The following is a 22,416-nucleotide window of genomic DNA, read 5'->3' as shown; positions in this document are numbered from 1 at the left end:
ACAAGTTATGTGGGTGAAAGACAAAAAATAGAATTATAGGGGAGAAGTCGGCAGATAAGTCTGCCAACTATGTATATATGCAGGCTTGGGGTAAAAGCCAACATACCGAAACATAAGCCGTCGGGATCTCCCGACAGTTAATAATATACTGCTAAATTGTGTTTGTATTGTGAAAACGATTTGAGATAAGCATGAAAAATCGTAAAAATTTTACTTATTTCACATTGGAGGTGCATTATGCCAAGATTTTTTGTAAATAAAGAGGATATAAACGGAGAACACGCATTCATCAATGGTGCGGACGCTGTGCATATCGGGCGCAGCCTGCGTATGCGTCTGGGGGACGAGCTGACTGTATGCTGTGAGGGCAAGGATTATACTTGCAGGCTGGATTCGGTATCGGACGAACAGTGCGGGCTGACAGTGCTGAGTGTCAGCGAGGGGAGTGGAGAGCCTTCGGTGAGGGTGACCCTTTATCAGGCTGTGCCGAAATCGGACAAGCTGGAGCTCATCGTGCAGAAAGCGGTGGAGCTTGGTGCAAGTGAGATAGTGCCTGTGCTGACTTCAAGGTGTGTATCCAGACCGGATGAAAAAAGCTTCCGCAAGAAGAGGGAACGTCTCAACAAGATAGCTCTTGAAGCTGCAAAGCAGTGCGGACGAAGCATTGTGCCGACGGTGGGGGATATCATCTCGGTCGAGGAATGTGCGAAGCGTCTCGGAGAGCATGAACTGGGGCTTATATGCTACGAAAAGGGCGGTGCTCCGCTGTCGGAGACAGTATCGGCGGATCGCCGCGATATCGGAATATTCATCGGCAGCGAGGGCGGATTTGATGAAGCGGAAGTAGAAAAATGCCGTGCCGAGGGCGCAAAGGTCATAGGTATGGGACCGAGGATAATGCGCTGTGAGACTGCTCCTATTGCGGCGATCGCGGTAGTCATGAGCCTTACTGGAAATATCTGATAAGTATGAGAGCGTGTCGGGTGATGCGCTCTTTTTTGTACAAAAAATCACCCTGAACAGCAAAAAAGTGTTCTGTCCAAAAAAAGTTACCACAAAAACGAAAGTATGTGCTATAATAAGTTCACGCCAAAGGGAAAATGGCGTGGAAAGGAAGTTAGAAAAAATGGTACTTGTAGGCATACTGATAGTTCTGGTCATCAACGAATATTCCTCGGGAGAGGGTTGGTACAAAGGAGTGATAAAGGGTCTGGTCGGAGCATCGGGACTGATCTGGGCGGCAACTGTCTCGCCTGCACGGACTTTTGTGATATGTATAATGGCACTGTGTGCTCTTATGGCAGTCGAATTGGCACGTATCGATGACAGAAGAAAGTCGGCGGCGAAGAGGCTGAAAGTTCTCGATGAGCGTGCAGAAGAGAGAAAAGCACGCAATGCCCGCAGAGGTCTGCATCTTACAAGGCGTTCCCGCAGGAGCAGGGCTGCTTGACAAATCTGGGCTTTCATGCTATACTAAGCAATGTTGTGCTGATAAAAAGTCTGTTAAAACGGACAGCACTTACATTGCGGCATGGAGGAATGTTATTTGAAGAGCAAAGGGATAAGACGTTTCGTTATGATCGTTATTCTGATGGCAGTGGCTGCGGCGGTGTTTGCGGCGCTTTTATGGTTCAGGGTCATAAAGATAAATCACCCTGATGGGCTGAAAGGCGCGGATATATCCTCGTATCAGGGAAATACAGACTGGGCAGAGCTTTCAAAGCATATGGATTTTGTTTTTGTAAAGGCTACCGAGGGCAGCGGCTCGACGGATGATATGTTCGTGGAGAATTTCACCGGGGCGAAAGAAGCGGGACTTGTAACGGGAGCGTATCACTTTTTCAGCTTTGACAGTGCGGGAAGCACTCAGGCAGAAAATTTCATAAACGCCCTTGAAAGCACGGGTATGACCGATGGTATGCTGCCGCCGGTTATAGATGTGGAGCTTTACGGCAAATATACCAAAGAACCTCTGTCTGCGGAGGAAGCTGTGCCTGAGATAAAGGCTATGATATCTGCAATAGAGGAAAAATACGGCGCAAAGCCGATAATATACACCACCATGAAAACGCGCACACGCTATAAAGAAGCATTTGATGGCTGTATGCTCTGGGAGCGCAACGTGTTTTTCAGACCGCTGCATAATGACTGGACTTTCTGGCAGTACAGCGACAGCGAAAAGTTCGGTGGCTATGAGGGCGATGAAGAATTCATTGATATGAACGTCTTTAGCGGCAGTATGGAAGACCTTGAAGCGATAACGCTCAGCACCCGATAAATCGGGCTGTAGGGCACATGACAGATATCCTGTGTAAAAAACGGTCTGCAAAATTTGAATAAAATGACGAAAAATGTTTTTTGTTAGCTTGCGTCGCTTGATTTTTTGAACAAAGTGTGGTATAATATCATTAATCTGAATTTTGATTTAGAGAGATAATTTTTTAGAAATGGAGTGTTCAAAATGGGAAATATTTTTAAGGCATTACTCGCAATCGGCGTAGTTGCAGGCGGCGCTGCTGCTGTTATGGCATATAAGAAGCGCAAGGAGCTTGAAGATTACGATTACGAGGATCTTGATGACGATTTCGATGACTGCATCGATGACACCACACCTGAAGAGGATCTTGACAAGGTCGAGGAGCCTGTTGATGACGTAGACCTGGCTGATAAGGTAGGCGAGGCTGCTGAGGATCTGGCTGAAAAGGCTGAGGAAGCAGTTGAAGACCTGGCAGATAAGGCAGAGGAATTCAAGGATTCTCTGACTGACGACGAGTAATATCATACTGATGATACGGGCTGTGCATTTTTTGCACAGCCTTTTTTGTATCCCGGGGAGGACGGTCGGGAAGTGAAGATGGTATGTGGTCGTATCAGTTGGTATGCATTGGTATGGGCTCGTTTTTTTACACAAGGGCATAGGCGGGAATTTGTAAGCTTTTGTATTTACATTTACTATAAAACATGATATAATAATGTTCTGGTAGAGTGCGCGGTACCCTTCGGAAATATGGCTGGTACTGCGGTATTTATGATACGAAAAACGTTTCTTGTCTGCCGGGAGGAGTGAATAAGATCTTCCTGCGGAAAAGATGAAAGGAAAATAATATGAGAGTACGATTCCATTTGCCGGACTTTGCCGGTCATTTCAGATTTAATCTTATTTTTGCGGAGATGCTTAAACGATGTCCCGAGTATTTTCGTGAGGGCGTGGAGATAGCTTCCGTATACGGCTGTTTTCCGCCGTCACTGTGGAACGGCGGCAGATTCTGCGGGGGTTACTGTGACAAGGATTATGTAAAAACTGTTGTAAGTTCCTTTAATGAAAGGGGCATACCTCTGAGATTTACTTTTACAAATCCCATGATAGAGAAGAAACATCTGAGCGACGATTTCTGCAATATGGTGATGAATGTTGCGAACAACGGGCTGAATGAAGCTATCGTATTTTCGCCGATACTTGAAGAATATATAAGGAAACAGTATCCGAAATACAAGCTGACAAGCTCCACCTGCAAGCGTATCACTGACCCCGATGCTATGTATGCGGAAGTCGAAAAGGATTATCATATAGTTGTTATCGACTACGATCTCAACAATAAATTCGATATACTCGAAAAGATACCCGATAAGGAGAAATGTGAGATACTTGTAAATGCCTGCTGTGACCCTGCCTGTGCAAGACGTTCCGAGCATTACAGGACTATCGGCCTGCAGCAGATAGACTATGCGAATCACGTGAAAAAGCACCCGAACACCGCATATTCTCCCGATAAGCTGAGTAAGCTTCATCCCGAGATAGAGCAGTTCAATAAATGTTCCAGCGTTAACAGGACTATTTTTGATATACAGGATCTCAGTACCCATGTTACTCCCGATGATATATGGAACAAATATGTTCCCATGGGATTCAGCCAGTTCAAGATAGAGGGCAGGACTTATGAGACCCTCAATCTGCTGGAACATTATATGTACTATATGATAAAGCCCGAATGTAAGGATATCGCAAGATTTACTTTTTTAAGACAGCTTCGCGCAAACGGCGTGCTGGAACTTGAAGAGTAAAGCAGAAGTACGATATCAATAAGGATCACATAAAGCAAACAATGGGGAAGACCATTTCTGAAAGAGGTCTTCCCCATTTATTATAGACATTCTTTATAAACACCGGTCTTATCAGGTGCGGTGCGCACGTTTTTGCTGTTTTTCGGCGTACATTCGCTCATCAGCTATGCGTAAGAGTTCTTCTACGTTGTATGCAGGTGTTATCTCATGGACGAAAGTGCCGAAGCTTGCACTCAGTTCATAGGGTTTATCCAGATTATTGTTGATATCGGATAACAGGAAATAGAACTGCTTCTTGAAAATTGCAGCCGTATCCTCTGTACATTCTGGTACGAACACGTAGAACTCGTCACCGCCTGTTCTGCCTGCTATGGCTTTATCTTTGAATACTGTGCCAATGATATCGGCAAGATTTTTAATAGCGATATCGCCCTCGGCATGACCATAGCGGTCGTTTATTCGTTTAAGACCGTCCATATCTATGACCATTGCACAGGCTGTGCTGCCCTTTTTCATGCATTTTGCTGCTTCGTCTGAACGAAGCTCAAATCCGCGGCGGTTGTAAAGCCCTGTAAGACCGTCCCTGATGCTTGTATATTCCAGATTGGTTATAAGTTCGCCGATGTTGTTGTGTCTCAGCAGAGATTCCATTGCCACGGCGAGAGTCGCTATCCATACGTAGTAGAACTCGTTGAAAGCCCCTGTGCCTGTCATAGAGATGGAACTATATCCGAAGCATCTGTCACCGCAGTGCATACTCGTCACGTATACTATCCTGGGTTCATCGACCGATTCGGTGGGAAGAAAATCATCGGTGCTGATGATATTTCGCTCAACACCTTTATAATCGCCGTATCTGTCCACGAGGATAGAAGGGTATACTTTATGGGTGGGGGCGGACATACCTTTTTCGATGGACGTTTTTCCGTTCTCATCCACATAGGTCATAACGCAGAAGCTTCTGTAACCGCCGAAATTAACAGCATAATCGGCAAATGACCTTTCGAGTTCGGATATGCTTTCGACTATATTCATTTTAAGGGTAGCACCTATGATATCGCCGAGATAATAATGTACGGATATGGACTGCTCGGCGTTTGTGTTCAGTCTTTCGATCTCGACGGTCAGGTCGGCCTTTGTACAGCCGCAGGAATCGCCGCTTATGAGTCTCGGCGGTATATATGTTATCTCGGGGTACTCCTGACCTTTTATAATATTGTCGATCATAGCGACAGCCTGTACAGCTGTATCATCGCGCCTGCGGTCAATCGTTGTCAGCCTTGGGATATACAGCTGACCATCTTCAATGCCGTCAAAGCCTGTTACAAGAATATCTTCGGGTATGCGATGACCTCTTCTTTTAAGTTCCTGACAAAGAGCCATTGCCATATAGTCATTTGCACATATGATGACTTCGGGAAGTTCCTTGCCGTCACTTGTGAAGAAATCGACAGCTTCTCCTGCTTTGTTGTACCAGAAATCACCTTCAAATATGCCTTCGCCTTCTTCGGGAAGCCCCAAAGCTTTCATGGTCGCTTTGAAAGCGTGATATCTTTTTACACCGTCCTTATGCCACATGGGACCTGACATGAATCCGATCCTGCGGCAGCCATGGTGATCGTACATATGTTTTACGATAAGATCGATACCTGCGACATCATCAAAGCACAGGTTATAAAAGCCTTTCATATAACTGGAGACGCTTATAACGGGACAGGTAGCCTTCTCTTTTATCTTAGCCACAAGCTTTTCGACCATACCATCTATAGTGATGGCTTCTTCATCGAATATTATGCCATCGAATTTGTCGAAGGGGATAACTTCTAACAGCTTATATTCATAATCGGAGTAATCCGAATGTTTGCTGCCGACCACTCCGTAAAAATTATAAAAAACAGCATTGTAGCCTTGATCTATCACAGCTTGATTTACTGCTTCGCAAAAATGTCTGCGATAGCCTAATGTGACCTGACAGGTAAATATCGCTATACTTTTTCTGCTATTTATCATCAAATCATCTCCGTTACGGCGGTTTGTGCGTACATAGATCAGACATAAATCCGATCCTATCAGAATTATAACATTATTTCGTCATAAAGTCAATAAGATTATTTGCTAAAAACGGAAAAAGTTGTGCGAAAATTGCCAAAAAAATCGAACATTAGATAAAAAATATCACCAATTCAGACAATTGCCGCAACAATTGGTGAACGCAGAGCAATTATTGATAAGATATTTAGAGACCTAAATTATATAATAATATTGTAAATACGAGCTTTGGTGACGGTTAAGTAGCAAATTTAACTGGAACTTTGGTTTAAATAACTACTTTATTCTTACAAATTATTCGGCAATTTTAACGAAAATGTTGAACAATAAATGTTACAATAGCGAATTGACTTTGAATGAACAAACTGTTAAAATAATACTTGCATAGTAGAGTGGCAGGCGTCACAAAATTATGACGCTTTATTTCCAAGGAGGGTATATTATATGAAAACTACAAAGAAATTACTGGCTGGTCTTTTTGCTTTGACTGTATGTGTTGGTTTTGCATCATGCGGCAGCGGCGATAAGGACAAGGACGATAAGAATTCAGCTTCTACAATTGAGATGAAAGACGAGGACAAGCAGGCTATAAAGGATGCTGCTAAAGATCTTGATACAACAGAACTTGCAAACAAGAACGTAAAGTTCCTTTCACACTGGGATATCAACCCCGGCGACGGTCAGGTAGTACCTCCTGATATTCAGATGTTCAGAGATACCTATGGCGGTACTTTTGAGTATGTTCAGACAACATGGGATGATCGTTACACCGACCTGGCTAAATACGTAATGTCCGGTGATTCCCCTGACTTCTTCTCCGCAATGGATATGGACGGCTTCCCTAAGGGTGCCATCAAGGGAATGTTTGAACCTATAGATGATTATATAGACCTCAACAGTGATCTGTGGGCACCTGCAAAGCCTACCTGCGATGCTTTCGTATTCAACGGCGGTCACTATGTAGCAGGTATACAGTCTTATCCGCAGTATGTCTGCATATACAATACCAAGACTATAGAAGAGAACGGTCTGGACGATCCTGCTGAACTGTACTGGAATGATGAGTGGACATGGTCCAAGTTCACCGAGATGTGTACAGAGTTCACAGATCAGGAGCAGGAGAAGGTAGCTCTGGACGGCTGGTGGTATGCAGCTGCACTGAACGATACCTGCGGTGTACCTCTTATCGGTCTTGAAAACGGTAAACTTATTAATAACATGGAGAATCCTCAGGTAGCAAAGGTTCAGGAACTGATGTATAACCTGGGCAAGAACGATGTCTTCTTCGACAGAGCATCAAATAACTGGTCTATCAGAGGCGACGGCACAACAGGTCTCGGTGTTGGTACTTACATGACACTGTTCTATCCCTGCGGTCTGTGGGGCATCGAGGGTGCGCCTCAGGACGTTACCGCATTCGGTGATGTTGAGGCAGGCGAAATTATGTTCGTGCCTATGCCCAGAATGGACGACAGCGATACTTACTACGTAACTTCCAGAGTTGATGGTTATCTGCTCTGCAAGAATGCGCCTAACCCCGAGGGATTTGCAGCATACATGAACTGCCGTATGACTACACTTTCCAAGGCTAACGAGATCGGCATAAATCAGCTGAAGAACGACTACAAGTGGAACGATAACATGATCAAGATGAGAGACGAAGTTATAAAGCTTTGTAACGATCATCCTCTGTATGACTTCCAGGAAGGCGTTTCAGAAGAGCTGAAGAACAAGATGCAGGATGTTAGACAGGCTACTGTTCTTACAGGCGGCGGTGCTACTACATGGACTGAGAACGTTACTGCAAATAAGGATGCTGTAGACTACCTGCTGAAGGAAGCTAATGACAGCATCGGCGCTACAACCGAGGAGGCTGCAGCTGAATAATCAAGCTTTCCCGATATAACGCATTGATCGTGTGCAAGCAATTGATGCGAAAAATATCCTTCATTTTTACCCTACAGGAAGACCGAGGTTTATGCCTCGGTCTTTCTGCTTTATGCGAAAAAAGGCATGAGAACTTTCTTAAAAAAGCCCGATCGGTCTCCGCGGACGGATAAAAAAGTCCCGAAGCAAATATAAATGCTTCGGGACATAAATGCTATATTAAAGACAGCCGATCAAATATATTATCTGGCGTCCTTTTTATCAACGAACTCACCGGTCGAAACATCAAATGCTTCGCGGGACTTGCTGCTGATTATGAACCAGATAACGCCTACTGCAACTGCAACACCGGCTATGATGCCTATGATTATACCTATGATATTTTTCTTCTGAGCTTCCTTTTCTTTCTCCTGTGCTTCCTTTGCCTGCTCTGCGATGGAAGGGTCTACCCAGTGGCTGCCCTGGTCATTGCAGTTGGTAATGGTTACTGATTTTACCTTGATCTTTGCATCGTTGGTAGAACCGAAAAGCACTGCGTCCACCTTTTCAAAGTTATCAGAACCGTATGCAGCAACGATATCTGCATAGTTGAAAGACTCTGTGTTATGCTCTTCATCTAACACTGCGGGAACTACCTTTGCCCATACGCCGCCATCGGATTTTACCATTGGGGTATCGGGAGATGACCAGCTCTGGAAAATAAGCTCTACAGGGAATCCTGTAGGACTGTCTGTTTCGTAAGTTTCGAGGATATCATATGTAACTGTAATAACAGACTGATCGGTCATTCTTGTAGCATCAAAGCTCTTCAGATCGTCGGGATCATCATTGTTGTAATTGAACTGTATGCTCTGAGTCCAGTTGTCTGATTCAATTGCGTTAGTGCAATCAAGCTGAACATCACCGTATGCACAAGCTACGATTGCCTGACCTGCCATGATAGCCGCTGCCATAACAGCTGCTGAGATCCTGCTAAAAATTTTTTTGTTCATTTTAAGCACCCTTTCTAAACTTCTTTTTCCTTTTCCAAAAATCCCTTTTATTTCTCTATATAAGGCTATTTTAGCATATTTCAGTCTTCAAGTAAAGGGGAAAGGGGCAATATTAAGTAAAATTTAACATAAACTAAATACAGTATTTAGTCAGTTGACAAATTCCGTAAATTAGTATATAATAGAAGATATTATAAACATTCCAATGGGCAGTTTTTACAAAATAATATTGGACTTTTTGTAAGTGTGATACAAAAAATGTTCATAATTGCAGGAATTGTATTCATAATTTTGTGTACTGATAACAATTAAAACGGAGAAAAATATGAGAAATCTTTTAAGTTCAAGAATAGCGGCGCTTAAAGTGGCCGCCTTTGTCATCGGGGTATTGATGATAATATTTTCTATGGGCGACGCTGTCAGGATATGGAAGAAAGACTTCGGAAAAATATACGAAAAAGGCAGAACGGACTACGCCGAGGACGAGCTTATCACAGGAAAGATAGAGTACGTCTTCGGTACTGTGGCGACCCTTGAAAGTACTCAGACCCTTTACGGGATACCCGTAAAAAAACAGCTGACGCCATACTATGTCTGTCTTATACCTTATAACGAAAAGACCGATACAGAGGGATATTACGTGCTGGTCCACGCCACAAACAAGGATACAATAAAGCTGATGGATGGTCGTATCATACAAACTCAGTTTGCCCTGGAACATCCGGATGAAGAACTTACCGGCGGCACCGGTCCTGTTTCTCTCGAACTCAAAGCAAAACCTATTCCCGATGAAGTAATGGACTACACAATAAAATATATGAAGAACAGCGAGACTTCCGAAGAAGAGATAAAAGCTATGCTAGCGGATCATATGCTTGAAGAACAGGATTTCTCTACATTAAAATTCTTGCCGCTGTTCGGTTTCATTATTGCCGCTATACCGCTGATAATGTTCATCGTTTCAAAAAAGCGCGCAAAGGCTTTCAAAAGCAGCAGAACACACTATGTTGATCAGGGACCTCCTGTAGATTACAACACACCGCCCTCAAACGCAGGCGGCGAGCCTATGAAGCGTTACAGCGCACAGGCTTATGAAACTCATTCCTATCCCCGCGGATATGGTGCCGACAGCAATAATACTCAGGAAACCATCGGCGAGATGGATTCTATCGATACTTCAAATCTTAAACTTTAAGGAGAAACTTTTATATGCGCATACTTGCAGTAGATTACGGCGATGCACGCACAGGCATAGCTGTTTCGGATAATTCGGAAATGCTGGCTTCCCCGGTGTGTACTATCACCGAATACCACGCCGACAGACTGGCACAGAAGATAGCTGATATCGCAAAGGAACAGAATGCGGGAGAGATAATAGTCGGTCTGCCGATAAATATGAACGGCACAAAAGGTCCACGGGCGGAAAAGTGCGAGGAGTTCGCGGGTATGATACGTGAACTTGTGGATGTTGAAGTCAGAATGTGGGATGAACGCTCTACTACCGTCACCGCCCACCAATTCCTCAACGAGACCAATGTACGCGGCAAAAAGCGCAAAGCTGTAGTTGATACGGTGGCTGCCACGATCATTCTCGAAAGCTATCTTTCTTACAGGTCAAAGCATAAAGAGTGAGATATGTGACGGGATACGACGATCCCGCGTAAACTGCTGAAAGTTCTCTTTTGACAGTTTATGCGGGATCTCTTCTTTTGTTATTCTATTACTGCAAAGCGCCGCGGTTGAACTCGCTGAGTTCAAGACCCTCGTTCTTTTCTAGTGCCCATCTGATATTCCATTCACTGGTGAACAGAAGCAGATAATTTCCGCGGAAATCCTGTACAAGCTTGGTATCGCTGGAAAGTTTCAGTTTCTTAACATCGATATCCTTATTGTCTATCCACCTGATATGGCTGTAAGAAAGACTCTCCTTGAAAAGTTCAACGTTGTACTCGTTCTTCATACGGTACTCGAAAACTTCAAGCTGGAGCACGCCCACAACGCCGATGATCACTTCTTCCATACCTGTTTCGGGTTCCTGGAATATCTGTATCGCACCCTCCTGAGCTATCTGGGTAGCGCCTTTGACGAACTGTTTACGCTTCAGGGTATCTTTCTGCCTTACGCGCATGAAGTGTTCGGGGGCGAATGTAGGTATCGGCTCAAACTCGAACTTTCTCTTCGGGGAACATATGGTATCGCCTATGGAGAATATGCCGGGGTCAAATACGCCGATGATATCGCCTGCGTAAGCCTCATCGATTATCTCACGCTCCTGAGCCATTATCTGCTGTGGCTGAGAAAGGCGCATCTTCTTGTTGCCCTGAACGTGGAGAACGTCCATTTCCTTATCGAACTTGCCCGAGCATACGCGCAGGAAAGTGATCCTGTCGCGGTGAGCCTTGTTCATGTTAGCCTGTATCTTGAATACGAAAGCTGAGAATTCGGGGTCGAAGGGGTCTACAAGACCTTCGCTGCTCATTCTTGCGGTGGGAGAAGTGGTCATCTCCAGAAATCTTTCAAGGAAAGGCTCAACGCCGAAGTTTGTCAGTGCAGAACCGAAGAATACGGGTGAAAGCTCACCGTTTCTGACCTTGTTTATATCGAACTCGTAGCTTGCGCCGTCCAGAAGCTCGATATCGTCTGAAAGGTTCTGGTGCAGTGTTTCGCCCAGCATATCATCAAGTGCGGGGTCGGAAAGTTCAACTTCCTCCATAGCTACCTTTTTCTTGCCGAAAGCCATCTCCGAATCGCTGGAGAAAGCGATGATATGACGCTTGTCTCTGTCATACACACCTTTGAATTCCTTGCCGCAGCCGATAGGCCAGTTAACGGGATAGGTCTGTATACCAAGCTCGTTCTCTATCTGTTCGATAAGGTCAAAGGGACTGCGTGACTCTCTGTCCATCTTGTTTATGAATGTGAATATTGGGATATGTCTCATAACGCAGACCTTGAAAAGCTTTCTGGTCTGGTTCTCAACACCCTTTGAAGCATCTATCACCATTACAGCGGAATCTGCCGCCATAAGGGTACGGTAGGTATCCTCCGAGAAATCCTGATGTCCCGGAGTATCGAGGATATTTATGCAGTAGCCGTCATACTGGAACTGCATTACCGATGATGTTACAGAGATACCTCTCTGCTTTTCTATCTCCATCCAGTCAGAAACTGCATGGCGGGAATTTTTCTTTCCCTTAACAGCACCTGCCTGTGCGATAGCGCCGCCGTACAGCAGGAACTTTTCCGTAAGTGTGGTCTTACCTGCATCGGGGTGCGATATTATGGCGAAAGTTCGCCTGCGGTTTATTTCTTCTTTTAAGCCCATTGCTTTTCCTCCGTTGTATATGTGAGACCCTCCCGTTTGCGGGGAAGATCAGGGATATCATTCTTTTGATCGCGATGGTATCAGCAAATCACATCATTTCCGACCTCCGATACAAATTTCAGCATACCTATTTATTATACCATGAAACAGCATGATTTACAAGAGTCATATTCCCAAAATTAACGAAGCTTATTATTGCGGGAAGTGATAGATATTGCATAAAGAACTTCAATAAAAAAGTTGACAGGATACTATTTTGGTGGTATAATTCATCGGGAGAGTTTTTGTCATTTGAAAGGGGAATGGATCATGTCAAAACCAAAAAGCAAAAAGACAGTTTTACTGATAGTATTTCTGATATTTATAGCGGCTGTTCTCGCGGCAGTATTTATCCGCGTGAACCCCAAGTGGAAAGCCGCTGAACTTACCATCGTTCAGGCGGAGAAAAAATATGAAATGAACTCCATCGACCCGGATGGAACGACTTTGCAGACGCGCATACTCCCGCCTGAGGGCTACACACGTGTGCCTGTCGATAAAGGCAGCTTTGCGGAGTATCTGCGGGAATATCCACTTTATCCCGATGGCACTGCTTTGCCGGTGTTTGACGGTACAACGAAAGAATCGCCCTACACTGCGGCTATATTCGATATAACCGTGGGGGATGAGGGTTATCAGCAGTGTGCGGACAGTATATTCAGGCTATACAGTGATTACTATTATGAGAATGGACAGTATGACAAGATATCTTTCATGTTCTCAAACGGCGATGAATGCAGCTACGATAGGTGGAAAAACGGCAAAAGGATGCTGGTGCTGGGTGACTATTCCTGCGAGATACCTGCGGCGTTTCCCGATGACAGCGAACAGCAGTACCGCAATTATCTCAAAATGGTGATGCGCTATGCGGGAACTCTTTCGATGCTGAAAGAATCCACAGTAATAACTCCTGATGAATTGCAGATAGGTGATATCGTCTGCGATGAGACCCATGTGGTCATGGTAGTGGATATGGCAGTTAACGAAAAAGGTGAAAAATGCTACCTTTTCGGACAAAGCTTTATACCCGCGGTATGCTTCCATATCGTAAATGATCTTGAGGGCGGCGAAACAACGCCCTGGTTCACTGAGGAAGAGCTGAAACAGAAATCTTTCACCGTAGGTGGATTCTCATTCTTCAGCGACAAGGATATCCGCCGCTGGAAGGAAGGCTTCTGATATAACAGAAAAGGGGGTGTTGCAATCGCAGCACCCTCTAACCATATCCGAACATCAGAGTAAAAAAACATATTTACTGGTGAAATAAGCTGTTTCAGTGCGCACACCCCCAAGCCCTCTTCAAAAAAGAGGACTCGGGGGTGTAATGTTCTGCTGGTTTTATGCTGATTTCAGTTCAAAAAGAGAAATTCCAAGTCGGTTTTCTGAGATCTTAGCAAAAAGCTTCTTTATGTTGTATGCAAGTCCCAGCAAAAGGAACTCAGTTCTGATGTTATTTTTCCCCCTGCACAGGAATCTTCTGAAGCCATGATCCTGTTTCAGTACTCCGAATACGCCTTCAGCCTGTATGCTTCGGTTCATTCTGAGCTGTTTTCCGAATTCGGTCGTTATATTTTCCAGGCTTTCTGTTCTCAGTTCTTTGAACTTATGCGATATAGACAGCGTCTTGTTTCCTTTTGCTTTTGTACAGTTCTGTTTGTAGGGACAACCTTCGCAGCTTTCACATCTGTACATAGCTTTTTCGGAAACGAATCCCGTCTTGCTTTTTTCGTGTTTAGTCCCGACTCTCCAAAGTATCCTGCCGGCTTTGCATACGAAAATATCGCCCATTTCGTGGTATTCCATATTCTCGGGTCTGCCGTATTTTGTACGATAATTCCGCTTTTTGCTCTGCTCATAATTTACGGGTTTTATGTATGAGGTCATGTTATGTGATCGGAGATAAAGATAGTTCTCCTCGCTCTCATAACCCGCATCACAGATGATGTTTTTCAATACAAACAGCTCCAGATCGTTGAGCTTTGACAGAAACGGGATCAGCGTATTTACATCGCTCCGTTCGCTTGAAACGTCTATACCTACAATATACTCGCCTTCCACTGCTGCCTGTATGTTGTATCCGGGTTTCAGCTGACCGTTTCTCATATGGTCTTCCTTCATGTGCATGAATGTTGCATCGGTATCTGTCTTTGAAAAGCTGTTCCTTCCGTCAAAAAGGCTGTTGTAATAGTCATACTGTGCCATTTTATCGCGATATCCTTCCAGCTTTTCAAGTGCTTTCTGATATGATGATTTATGATGTCCTTTTCCGTAAACTCGTTCAATACCAAATTTTATCATAAGTGAAGAAAGTGTACCGATCATATCCGAAACTGGCGTATTTTCGGGGAATCTCACACCATAAGCATAATTTATCTCATCAAGTATCTCAGGCAGTTTTGCTCGCAGTTTCTGTTCGTTTTTGGATACAGACTTCTTCCAGACGAATGTATATCTGTTTGCATTAGCTTCGATCTTGGTGCCATCAATGAACAGGTTCTTACCGCTTATCTCTTTCATATTCAAAAGATACTTTACAACAGCGTAAAACACACGCTCAATCTGTTCTCCCATTTTCTGTCGAAATCTTGAGATAGTGCTGTGATCCGGAGCTCCAAAGCCATCGAGAAGCCACATGAAATGGATATCCCTTTTGCAGAGCTGTTCAATCTTACGGCTTGAAAAAGAGTCGTTCATGTAGCCGTAGATGAGTATCTTCATCATGATATCCTCGGGTATGGCGCCATTCCACTTGCTTACTATCGTGTATTCTTCTTTTTGATAGATCTCATCTATAACATTGCTCAATACTCTGACAGGTGAGCTTTCTTCGATGTAGATCTCATAATTCATGTTAAGACGCACTTGACAATTTCTCATTTTTGTGGTACAATCCTTTCGTTGGTTTGATGTTATATTTGCAATTACATTATACCACAAAATGAGACGCCCGGCACTACCTTTTTGGTGTGTCAGGCGTCTTTTTCTTTGTTGGGGCTGCAACAGCCCCTTGCTTTATGTCTATCAGTTCTGTCTGTATGTGCTCAGGAAGTCCTTCATCTCTGCCATCGACAGTTTAAGCTGATCGATGCAGGGGAGGTATACTATCCTGAAATGGTCGGGCTGTTCCCAGTGGAATCCGCCGCCCGCTACGAGGAGAATTTTCTTTGTTCTAAGCAGGTCGAGAACGAACTGTTCGTCACTGGTTATGCCGAACTTCTTTGCATCTATTCTCGGGAATATGTAGAACGCTGCCTTGGGCTTTACTGCGCTTATGCCGTCGATATCGTTCAGCAGAGTGTAGATACATTCTCTCTGGTCGTATATGCGTCCACCTGGGAGAAGCTCCTTATCGGGAGCGCCTGTGCCTTTCAGCGCCGCAGGGATAACATACTGTGCCTGAACGTTAGAACACAGTCTCATGGAGGACAGCATATTCAGTCCCTCGATGTAGCCGCGAACATTGTCCTTTTTGCCACTGAGCACCATCCAGCCTGCACGGAATCCCGCAGACATATGGGACTTCGATATACCGTTGAATGTTATGCAGAACAGGTCGGGGTCGATGGAAGCGATAGAGGTATGTTCAACGCCGTCCATCAGCAGACGGTCGTATATCTCATCTGAGAACACGATAAGGTCGTGCTCGCGAGCCAGCTTTGCTATCTGCTCCAGCACCTCACGGGGATATACAGCACCTGTGGGGTTGTTGGGGTTGATGATTACAACAGCCTTGGTCTTTTCGGTTATCTTGCTCTCCATATCCTTGATATCGGGGAACCACTCAGAACTTTCATCACATATATAATGTACGGCAGTACCGCCTGCGAGAGTTACCGAAGCTGTCCAGAGAGGATAGTCGGGGGCGGGTACGAGAACTTCGTCACCGTTGTCCAGAAGTCCCTGCATTACCATAGTGATAAGTTCGCTTACGCCGTTGCCTGTGTAGATATCATCGATGGAAGCCACATTAACACCCTTGCCGCGATGGTAAGCAAGTATAGCCTCACGTGCCTGGGGTATGCCCTTTGAGGTGGAATAGCCCTGTGCGTTGTGGAGATTATCTGTCATAGTACCGATTATCTCGGGGGGCGCATCAAATCCAAAGGGTGCGGGATTTCCGATATTGAGTTTGAGTATCTTTTCGCCCGCCGCGATCATTCTGTCAGCTTCGTCCATAACGGGACCGCGTATATCGTAGCAGACATTGTCCAGCTTGTGAGATTTTGAAAAAGTTCTCATTTTACTTTACCTTCTTTATATTATTATTTCTTACAGGTCATGTTAAGTGCCGATAGAATTCGGCGTTGAAATACTTGCTGCCCTTTGACTTGCAGAAGTCTTCGGGTGACACATCGTATTTTGTGATGAAGTTATCGAAGAATTCATCAAGGGTATCGTATACCGTGACTTTCTCCGTGTCTTCAAGTTCGTTTTCATAGTATCTGTCAACATCGTATTCATCGACAAACACTATATACCTGCCGTTAAGTTTCTGTATAGCATAGGTATAGCTTATGTGTGTACCGACGATATCCATGTACTTGCGCACACCAAGCTGTCTGCCGCTTTCTATCGATGCGATGAGCTGTGCTCTTTCCATAGGCATATCCTTTCTGCGTATAATAACTTATAAGCACTTTAAATTACATTGTACCACCATTTCCCGACATTGTCAAGAACGCCCCCGCTGAATAACCTGCTTTACCTCTTTATTCCTTTAAACAAATTGTACAACTTTTGCAGTTATACCAAGCTGATCGAAATTTTGCAACAATTGAATTTCAAAATTGCAAAAGCAGAATATTTATGTATCAATAATCAGATATTTTTCTTTCAAAACGAATAAACGGGCTGTATTTTATTCAAAACCGCCAAAAATACGTGCTCAAAATATATATAATGTTTATGGCGGGGTACTTGACAATCAGCACAGAAAGTAATATAATTATAGTGTTGATTTTTTAATTTTAAACAATGGAGGTCATTAACAATGGGCAGAGTTTATAATTTCAGCGCAGGTCCTGCTGTTCTTCCCGAGGAAGTACTCAAGGAAGCTGCTGAGGAGATGCTCGATTACAAGGGCACAGGCATGAGCGTTATGGAGATGTCCCACAGATCCAAGGCTTATGACGAGATCATCAAGGAAGCTGAGAAGGATCTCAGAGATCTGATGAACATTCCCGATAACTACAAGGTAATATTCCTGCAGGGCGGTGCTTCTCTGGTATTCGCAGAGGTACCTATGAACCTGATGAAGAACGGCAAGGCTGCTTACATCATCACAGGTCAGTGGGCAAAGAAGGCTGCTGCTGAGGCTGAGAAGTACGGTGAGGTAGTAAGAGTTGCTTCCTCCGCTGACAAGACTTTCTCATATATCCCCGATTGTTCCGATCTGGATATCCCCGAGGATGCAGACTATGTTTACATCTGCGAGAACAACACCATTTACGGTACAAAGTTCAAGACCCTGCCCAACACCAAGGGTCACGAGCTTGTAGCTGACGTTTCCAGCTGCTTCCTGAGCGAGCCTGTTGACGTTACAAAGTACGGCGTTATCTACGGCGGTGTTCAGAAGAACGTTGGTCCTTCCGGCGTACAGATTGTTATCGTAAGAGAAGACCTGATCGCTGATGGTCCCGCATTCAAGGCTTGCCCCACAATGTGCGACTGGAAGGTACAGGCTGATAATGATTCTCTGTACAACACTCCTCCTTGCTACGGCATCTACATCTGCGGCAAGGTATTCAAGTGGATCAAGAAGATGGGCGGTCTCGAGGGCATGAAGGCTCACAACGAGAAGAAGGCTAAGATCCTGTATGATTTCCTTGACAGCAGCAAGCTCTTCAAGGGCACAGTTGTTCCCGAGGACAGATCCCTGATGAACGTTCCTTTCGTTACAGGCAACGAGGAACTGGACAAGAAGTTCGTTGCTGAGGCTAAGGCTGCAGGCTTCGAGAACCTGAAGGGTCACAGAACCGTTGGCGGCATGAGAGCTTCCATCTACAATGCAATGCCTATCGAGGGCGTTGAAAAGCTGGTAGAATTCATGAAGAAGTTCGAGGCTGAGAACGCTTAATAAAAGTAAATAATCAAAGCATAGCGCAGGGCGGTAAACGGTCTGCGCTGTTGCCGATTTAATAAGGAGTGATAAAATGGCTAAAAAGGAAAAGGTCATTCGTTTCGAGAAAGTCTTTTCTCAGGATAGCGGTCTGAGTTCTCCAGGCTTCTGCATCTTTGTTGATAAAGAAACAGGCGTGAACTATATCTACTCCTATTGGGGCGAAACAGGCGGACTTACACCTCTGCTTGACAAGGACGGCAAGCCTGTTATCACTCAGGACGGCAAAGAGCTGTTATAATAATTTTATGTAAAAGGAATGATATCAATGTACAATATTCTTACAATGAACAAGATCGCAGCCTGCGGTACCGACAAGTTCGATAAGGCTGCTTATACCATCACTGATGAGTGCGCTGAGCCTACCGCTATAATGGTACGTTCCGCTAAGCTGCACGACTATGAGATACCCTCTTCTCTGCTGGCTATTGCAAGAGCAGGTGCAGGTGTCAACAATATCCCTGTTGACAAGTGCGCTGAGCAGGGCGTAGTTGTATTCAACACTCCCGGCGCTAACGCTAACGCAGTTAAGGAGCTGGTTATCTGCGCACTGCTGCTGGCTTCCAGAAGAATAACCGAGGCTGCTGCATGGGCTAACTCCCTGAAGGGCACTGAGGACGCTCCCAAGACTGTTGAGGGCGGCAAGGCTAAGTTCGCAGGTCCCGAGATCTTCGGCAAGACACTGGGCGTTATCGGTCTGGGCGCTATCGGCGGCAAGGTTGCAAACGCTGCTGTTGCACTGGGCATGAAGGTAATCGGCTTCGATCCTTTCCTTTCCGATGCTGCTGCTAAGGCACTGGATCCTACTGTAAAGGTAGTTGACAGCAAGGACGAGATCTACAAGAACGCTGATTATATCACTCTGCACGTTCCTTTCACTCCCGATGCAAAGAACAGCATCTCCAAGGAACAGATCGCTATGATGAAGGACGGCGTTCGCATCATCAACGCTGCAAGAGGCGAGCTGGTCGATACTGCTGCTGTTGTTGAGGCTATCAAGGCAGGCAAGATCGCTAAGTACGTTACAGACTTCGCTGATGATATCGGTCTGGGCGAAGAGAACGTTATCACTCTGCCTCACCTGGGTGCTTCCACTCCCGAAAGCGAGGACAACTGCGCTATCATGGCAGCTGACGAGCTGATGGACTACATCGAGAGAGGTAAGATCAGAAACTCTGTTACTTTCCCGAACCTCGAACTTGCTAAGACCGCAGATCAGCTGGTATGCGTATTGCACAAGTCTGAAGTTACCGAGGACGCTGTAAAGGCTGCTGTCGGTGCTGATGTTGTAGCAAGCGCTTCTGCAACAAAGAAGGCTTGGGGTTACACTCTGCTGGACGTTAAGGGTTCTGCAAATGTTGACGCTGTAAAGGCTGTTGCAGGCGTTGTTGGCGTAAGAGTTATCTGATATCCGTCGTAATGTAAGGAGGGTACAACATGAAAATAATCGCGCTGATATTGCTTATCGGTATACCGATGGCTGTCATGCAGATATTGTACAGGCTGTACGATCCTGACGGCGAAAAGACGCTGGCGCTTGCGGAAAAACTGCCTGTACTTATGGGCAGAAAATTCCTTATACAGATAGTGTCCCCGCTGCTGTTCATAGTGGTCTTCGGGCTGATCTCGGTGCTGCTGCATATACCGATCGCGGTGTTCTATGTGGTGTGCGGGATAGCCATAGGCATAATAAACGGCATGGCGGTAACGCTGATGTATCACGGCGACAAGAAATAATGTATATAACAGCGGAAGTCTTTGGGGCTTCCGCTGTTTTTGTTTCATTATTCGTTATTCATCATTCATTTTTCATTCGTCTGTCATTCTGCAAATGTAGAAAATGTAGTTTCTGAAAAAACTACATGGATCTATACAGCCCCTGTTTTTTTGTGTAATAGTCAGCTTTGGTGTCACACGTGATGATCGGCTTTGTTTTCGGGTCATAGATAAATCATCAAGTCAGGGATGTATACGGTTCAGACCTGGTGACGGCATATCCTCCTTGTAGCGTATCTCGTCAGCCCGCATGAAGCTGTCATCGATAGCCTGTTTGAAAGTTCGGAAGCGTCAGAGGATATCGCCGAAGACAATTTGGTTTTGTTCACAAAAAAAACTTGACTTTTTCGGAGAACTGTTATAAAATATATGTATATGTATTTTAATGATTAAGGAGAGTCACCATGAAGAATACCGAAAAGACAATGGAAAAGATAGTTGCCCTCTGTAAGGGCAGAGGCTTTGTATACCCCGGCAGTGAGATCTACGGCGGTCTCGCTAATACCTGGGATTACGGTCCCCTCGGCGTTGAGCTGAAAAACAATATCAAGGACGCTTGGAGAAAGAAGTTCGTTCAGGAGAACAAGTACAATGTAGGTCTTGACTCCGCTATACTGATGAACCCCCAGACATGGGTAGCTTCGGGTCATATCGGCGGCTTCTCCGACCCTCTGATGGACTGCAAGGAGTGTAAGACTCGTCACCGTGCTGATAACCTCATTGAGGACTTCGACGGCACTAACGTTGCAGGCTGGTCAAATGAGCAGATGATGGATTACATCAAGGAGAAAGGCATTCCCTGCCCCAACTGCGGCAAGCACAACTTCACCGATATCCGTCAGTTCAACCTGATGTTCAAGACATTCCAGGGCATCACCGAGGACAGCAAGAGCGAACTGTATCTGCGTCCCGAGACTGCACAGGGTATCTTCGTAAACTTCGCTAATATCCAGAGAACTACCAGAAAGAAAGTTCCTTTCGGTGTTGCACAGGTAGGTAAGAGCTTCCGTAACGAGATCACTCCCGGTAACTTCATATTCCGTGTAAGAGAGTTCGAGCAGATGGAGCTTGAGTTCTTCTGCAAGCCCGGCACAGACCTTGAATGGTTCGATTACTGGAGAAGCTTCTGCAAGAACTTCCTGCTGAGCCTGAACATCAAGGAAGAGAACCTGAGACTGAGAGATCACTCTGCTGAGGAGCTTTGCTTCTATTCCAAGGCTACTACCGACTTCGAGTACCTCTTCCCCTTCGGCTGGGGCGAGCTGTGGGGCGTAGCTGACAGAACTGACTACGACCTCACTCAGCACATCAACACTTCGGGCAAGAGCCTTGATTACTTCGATCCCGAGACCAACGAGAGATATATCCCCTATGTTATCGAGCCTTCTCTCGGTGTTGAAAGATTGTTCCTGACTATCGTTACCGAGGCTTATGACGAGGAAGATATCGGTACTCCCGAGAAGCCCGATGTAAGAACAGTTATGCACTTCCACCCTGCACTTGCACCTTTCAAGGCTTGCGTACTGCCTCTTTCCAAGAAGCTTGCTGAGCCTGCAGGTGAACTGTATGATACTCTCGCTAAGAATTTCAGCGTTGACTACGATGAAACAGGTTCTATCGGTAAGAGATACCGCCGTCAGGACGAGATCGGTACACCTTTCTGCATCACATATGACTTTGATTCTGCTGAGGACGGCTGTGTAACAGTACGTGACAGAGATTCCATGGAGCAGGAAAGAGTAAAGATCGACGAACTGGTAGAGTACATCAACAAGAAGATCGCATTCTGATAAAAAACATATCGCTTTCCCTGTCAGCGGGGGAAGCGATTTTTTTGTTTTAGCGTAAACTGTAAAGCACCCTGATGCAATAGTCAGGGCGCTTTTTCACACTTGCCGCCCTTGCCGCATACCATATAAAAAACAAGGAAAGGAAGTTTCACATGAAAAAGACGATGATAACCATGAGCAGCATAACCTACGCCATGAAAGCAAAGGAATATCTTAATTCTCTGGGCTATTGGTGCGAGGTTGAGCGAACTCGTAAGAATATAGGCAGCGGCTGTGGGTATTCAATAGTGGTGCGGGACGACCCCGACCTGATAACGGCACGGCTCGACCGCAGGAATATCCCGTACAAGGGGATATACAGTTTATAGTGGAGGTCGG

Annotated in this window: 22 protein-coding genes; 15 read left to right on the top strand and 7 right to left on the bottom strand. The window is 45.2% G+C overall.

Annotated features, from left to right (window positions below; translation table 11 throughout):
• Positions 1 to 237 precede the first annotated feature (237 nt).
• The 5 genes from N773_RS0109695 to N773_RS0109675 all read left to right on the top strand — a co-directional run bounded on the left by N773_RS0109695 (position 238) and on the right by N773_RS0109675 (position 4,062).
• On the top strand, positions 238 to 963 hold the full coding sequence (locus N773_RS0109695) for an RsmE family RNA methyltransferase (protein WP_024857605.1): 726 nt from the start codon (positions 238 to 240) through the stop codon (positions 961 to 963).
• A gap of 163 nt (positions 964 to 1,126) precedes the next feature.
• Positions 1,127 to 1,450 (top strand): hypothetical protein, encoded by a 324-nt coding sequence (locus tag N773_RS0109690; protein ID WP_024857604.1) that lies wholly within the window; start codon positions 1,127 to 1,129, stop codon positions 1,448 to 1,450.
• A gap of 96 nt (positions 1,451 to 1,546) precedes the next feature.
• Positions 1,547 to 2,278, top strand: a complete 732-nt coding sequence (locus tag N773_RS0109685; RefSeq protein WP_242836115.1) for a glycoside hydrolase family 25 protein — start codon at positions 1,547 to 1,549, stop codon at positions 2,276 to 2,278.
• Between the two features lie 183 nt (positions 2,279 to 2,461).
• Positions 2,462 to 2,776 (top strand): hypothetical protein, encoded by a 315-nt coding sequence (locus N773_RS0109680; RefSeq protein ID WP_024857602.1) that lies wholly within the window; start codon positions 2,462 to 2,464, stop codon positions 2,774 to 2,776.
• A gap of 329 nt (positions 2,777 to 3,105) precedes the next feature.
• On the top strand, positions 3,106 to 4,062 hold the full coding sequence (locus N773_RS0109675) for a hypothetical protein (RefSeq protein WP_024857601.1): 957 nt from the start codon (positions 3,106 to 3,108) through the stop codon (positions 4,060 to 4,062).
• Between the two features lie 111 nt (positions 4,063 to 4,173).
• Here the strand turns inward: N773_RS0109675 and N773_RS0109670 are convergent, their stop codons facing one another.
• Positions 4,174 to 6,072, bottom strand: a complete 1,899-nt coding sequence (locus N773_RS0109670) for a GGDEF domain-containing protein (protein WP_024857600.1) — start codon at positions 6,070 to 6,072, stop codon at positions 4,174 to 4,176.
• Positions 6,073 to 6,555: 483 nt separating this feature from the next.
• Between N773_RS0109670 and N773_RS0109665 the strand changes: the two genes are divergently transcribed.
• Complete coding sequence (locus tag N773_RS0109665) at positions 6,556 to 7,998, top strand: ABC transporter substrate-binding protein (protein WP_024857599.1); 1,443 nt, start codon at positions 6,556 to 6,558, stop codon at positions 7,996 to 7,998.
• A gap of 242 nt (positions 7,999 to 8,240) precedes the next feature.
• On the opposite strand, the gene N773_RS0109660 is transcribed toward N773_RS0109665, so the two are convergent.
• The gene (locus N773_RS0109660) at positions 8,241 to 8,990 is read right to left on the bottom strand and encodes a hypothetical protein (RefSeq protein ID WP_024857598.1); all 750 of its coding nucleotides are present in this window, start codon (positions 8,988 to 8,990) and stop codon (positions 8,241 to 8,243) included.
• Between the two features lie 325 nt (positions 8,991 to 9,315).
• On the opposite strand from N773_RS0109660, the gene N773_RS0109655 reads away from it, so the two are divergent.
• Together N773_RS0109655 and ruvX are read left to right on the top strand one after the other, a co-directional pair.
• The gene (locus N773_RS0109655; protein ID WP_024857597.1) at positions 9,316 to 10,185 is read left to right on the top strand and encodes a hypothetical protein; all 870 of its coding nucleotides are present in this window, start codon (positions 9,316 to 9,318) and stop codon (positions 10,183 to 10,185) included.
• Between the two features lie 14 nt (positions 10,186 to 10,199).
• Positions 10,200 to 10,622, top strand: coding sequence for a Holliday junction resolvase RuvX (gene ruvX / locus N773_RS0109650; protein ID WP_024857596.1), 423 nt, complete (start codon positions 10,200 to 10,202; stop codon positions 10,620 to 10,622).
• An 88-nt stretch (positions 10,623 to 10,710) separates the two neighbouring features.
• On the opposite strand, the gene N773_RS0109645 is transcribed toward ruvX, so the two are convergent.
• Positions 10,711 to 12,315: a peptide chain release factor 3 gene (locus tag N773_RS0109645; protein WP_024857595.1), complete on the bottom strand. Its 1,605-nt coding sequence runs from the start codon at positions 12,313 to 12,315 to the stop codon at positions 10,711 to 10,713.
• A gap of 309 nt (positions 12,316 to 12,624) precedes the next feature.
• Here N773_RS0109645 and N773_RS0109640 point away from each other — a divergent pair, with 309 nt between their 5' ends.
• Complete coding sequence (locus N773_RS0109640) at positions 12,625 to 13,533, top strand: DUF4846 domain-containing protein (protein WP_024857594.1); 909 nt, start codon at positions 12,625 to 12,627, stop codon at positions 13,531 to 13,533.
• 159 nt (positions 13,534 to 13,692) lie between these two features.
• On the opposite strand, the gene N773_RS0109635 is transcribed toward N773_RS0109640, so the two are convergent.
• The 3 genes from N773_RS0109635 to N773_RS0109625 all read right to left on the bottom strand — a co-directional run bounded on the left by N773_RS0109635 (position 13,693) and on the right by N773_RS0109625 (position 16,954).
• A complete protein-coding gene (locus tag N773_RS0109635) occupies positions 13,693 to 15,231 on the bottom strand; it encodes an IS1182 family transposase (protein ID WP_043537764.1) in 1,539 nt (512 codons plus the stop codon).
• A 144-nt stretch (positions 15,232 to 15,375) separates the two neighbouring features.
• Positions 15,376 to 16,593: a pyridoxal phosphate-dependent aminotransferase gene (locus tag N773_RS0109630; RefSeq protein WP_024857593.1), complete on the bottom strand. Its 1,218-nt coding sequence runs from the start codon at positions 16,591 to 16,593 to the stop codon at positions 15,376 to 15,378.
• A 37-nt stretch (positions 16,594 to 16,630) separates the two neighbouring features.
• A complete protein-coding gene (locus tag N773_RS0109625; protein WP_024857592.1) occupies positions 16,631 to 16,954 on the bottom strand; it encodes a hypothetical protein in 324 nt (107 codons plus the stop codon).
• Positions 16,955 to 17,344: 390 nt separating this feature from the next.
• Between N773_RS0109625 and serC the strand changes: the two genes are divergently transcribed.
• The 4 genes from serC to N773_RS0109605 all read left to right on the top strand — a co-directional run bounded on the left by serC (position 17,345) and on the right by N773_RS0109605 (position 20,209).
• Positions 17,345 to 18,430 carry a 3-phosphoserine/phosphohydroxythreonine transaminase gene (gene serC, locus N773_RS0109620; RefSeq protein WP_013497722.1) on the top strand — a complete coding sequence of 362 codons (1,086 nt, stop codon included), beginning with the start codon at positions 17,345 to 17,347 and terminating at the stop codon, positions 18,428 to 18,430.
• Positions 18,431 to 18,506: 76 nt separating this feature from the next.
• Positions 18,507 to 18,713, top strand: a complete 207-nt coding sequence (locus N773_RS0109615; RefSeq protein ID WP_013497723.1) for a DUF6440 family protein — start codon at positions 18,507 to 18,509, stop codon at positions 18,711 to 18,713.
• A 27-nt stretch (positions 18,714 to 18,740) separates the two neighbouring features.
• On the top strand, positions 18,741 to 19,880 hold the full coding sequence (locus N773_RS0109610) for a 3-phosphoglycerate dehydrogenase (RefSeq protein ID WP_024857591.1): 1,140 nt from the start codon (positions 18,741 to 18,743) through the stop codon (positions 19,878 to 19,880).
• A gap of 29 nt (positions 19,881 to 19,909) precedes the next feature.
• The gene (locus N773_RS0109605) at positions 19,910 to 20,209 is read left to right on the top strand and encodes a hypothetical protein (RefSeq protein ID WP_024857590.1); all 300 of its coding nucleotides are present in this window, start codon (positions 19,910 to 19,912) and stop codon (positions 20,207 to 20,209) included.
• A 239-nt stretch (positions 20,210 to 20,448) separates the two neighbouring features.
• On the opposite strand, the gene N773_RS23275 is transcribed toward N773_RS0109605, so the two are convergent.
• Complete coding sequence (locus N773_RS23275) at positions 20,449 to 20,577, bottom strand: hypothetical protein (protein WP_278245341.1); 129 nt, start codon at positions 20,575 to 20,577, stop codon at positions 20,449 to 20,451.
• Between the two features lie 75 nt (positions 20,578 to 20,652).
• Here N773_RS23275 and N773_RS0109600 point away from each other — a divergent pair, with 75 nt between their 5' ends.
• Both N773_RS0109600 and N773_RS0109595 read left to right on the top strand, forming a co-directional pair.
• On the top strand, positions 20,653 to 22,038 hold the full coding sequence (locus tag N773_RS0109600) for a glycine--tRNA ligase (protein ID WP_013497727.1): 1,386 nt from the start codon (positions 20,653 to 20,655) through the stop codon (positions 22,036 to 22,038).
• Between the two features lie 152 nt (positions 22,039 to 22,190).
• The gene (locus N773_RS0109595; RefSeq protein ID WP_024857589.1) at positions 22,191 to 22,406 is read left to right on the top strand and encodes a DUF3343 domain-containing protein; all 216 of its coding nucleotides are present in this window, start codon (positions 22,191 to 22,193) and stop codon (positions 22,404 to 22,406) included.
• Positions 22,407 to 22,416: the final 10 nt, after the last annotated feature.

This window comes from Ruminococcus albus AD2013 (assembly GCF_000526775.1).
Lineage (GTDB): Bacteria > Bacillota > Clostridia > Oscillospirales > Ruminococcaceae > Hominimerdicola > Hominimerdicola alba_A.
This window is presented reverse-complemented; position numbering and strand designations above follow the sequence as displayed.

What these genes read in the sequence shown, in the direction of transcription:
- N773_RS0109665 (WP_024857599.1), top strand. Translation starts at nt 6,556, where the DNA reads ATGAAAACTACAAAGAAATTACTGGCTGGTCTTTTTGCTTTGACTGTA.
- N773_RS0109595 (WP_024857589.1), top strand. Translation starts at nt 22,191, where the DNA reads ATGAAAAAGACGATGATAACCATGAGCAGCATAACCTACGCCATGAAA.
- ruvX (WP_024857596.1), top strand. Translation starts at nt 10,200, where the DNA reads ATGCGCATACTTGCAGTAGATTACGGCGATGCACGCACAGGCATAGCT.
- N773_RS0109655 (WP_024857597.1), top strand. Translation starts at nt 9,316, where the DNA reads ATGAGAAATCTTTTAAGTTCAAGAATAGCGGCGCTTAAAGTGGCCGCC.
- N773_RS0109695 (WP_024857605.1), top strand. Translation starts at nt 238, where the DNA reads ATGCCAAGATTTTTTGTAAATAAAGAGGATATAAACGGAGAACACGCA.
- N773_RS0109625 (WP_024857592.1), bottom strand. Translation starts at nt 16,954, where the DNA reads ATGGAAAGAGCACAGCTCATCGCATCGATAGAAAGCGGCAGACAGCTT.
- N773_RS0109670 (WP_024857600.1), bottom strand. Translation starts at nt 6,072, where the DNA reads ATGATAAATAGCAGAAAAAGTATAGCGATATTTACCTGTCAGGTCACA.
- N773_RS0109615 (WP_013497723.1), top strand. Translation starts at nt 18,507, where the DNA reads ATGGCTAAAAAGGAAAAGGTCATTCGTTTCGAGAAAGTCTTTTCTCAG.
- N773_RS0109690 (WP_024857604.1), top strand. Translation starts at nt 1,127, where the DNA reads ATGGTACTTGTAGGCATACTGATAGTTCTGGTCATCAACGAATATTCC.
- N773_RS0109640 (WP_024857594.1), top strand. Translation starts at nt 12,625, where the DNA reads ATGTCAAAACCAAAAAGCAAAAAGACAGTTTTACTGATAGTATTTCTG.
- N773_RS0109610 (WP_024857591.1), top strand. Translation starts at nt 18,741, where the DNA reads ATGTACAATATTCTTACAATGAACAAGATCGCAGCCTGCGGTACCGAC.
- serC (WP_013497722.1), top strand. Translation starts at nt 17,345, where the DNA reads ATGGGCAGAGTTTATAATTTCAGCGCAGGTCCTGCTGTTCTTCCCGAG.
- N773_RS0109645 (WP_024857595.1), bottom strand. Translation starts at nt 12,315, where the DNA reads ATGGGCTTAAAAGAAGAAATAAACCGCAGGCGAACTTTCGCCATAATA.
- N773_RS0109600 (WP_013497727.1), top strand. Translation starts at nt 20,653, where the DNA reads ATGAAGAATACCGAAAAGACAATGGAAAAGATAGTTGCCCTCTGTAAG.
- N773_RS0109605 (WP_024857590.1), top strand. Translation starts at nt 19,910, where the DNA reads ATGAAAATAATCGCGCTGATATTGCTTATCGGTATACCGATGGCTGTC.
- N773_RS0109660 (WP_024857598.1), bottom strand. Translation starts at nt 8,990, where the DNA reads ATGAACAAAAAAATTTTTAGCAGGATCTCAGCAGCTGTTATGGCAGCG.
- N773_RS0109675 (WP_024857601.1), top strand. Translation starts at nt 3,106, where the DNA reads ATGAGAGTACGATTCCATTTGCCGGACTTTGCCGGTCATTTCAGATTT.
- N773_RS0109635 (WP_043537764.1), bottom strand. Translation starts at nt 15,231, where the DNA reads ATGAGAAATTGTCAAGTGCGTCTTAACATGAATTATGAGATCTACATC.
- N773_RS0109680 (WP_024857602.1), top strand. Translation starts at nt 2,462, where the DNA reads ATGGGAAATATTTTTAAGGCATTACTCGCAATCGGCGTAGTTGCAGGC.
- N773_RS0109630 (WP_024857593.1), bottom strand. Translation starts at nt 16,593, where the DNA reads ATGAGAACTTTTTCAAAATCTCACAAGCTGGACAATGTCTGCTACGAT.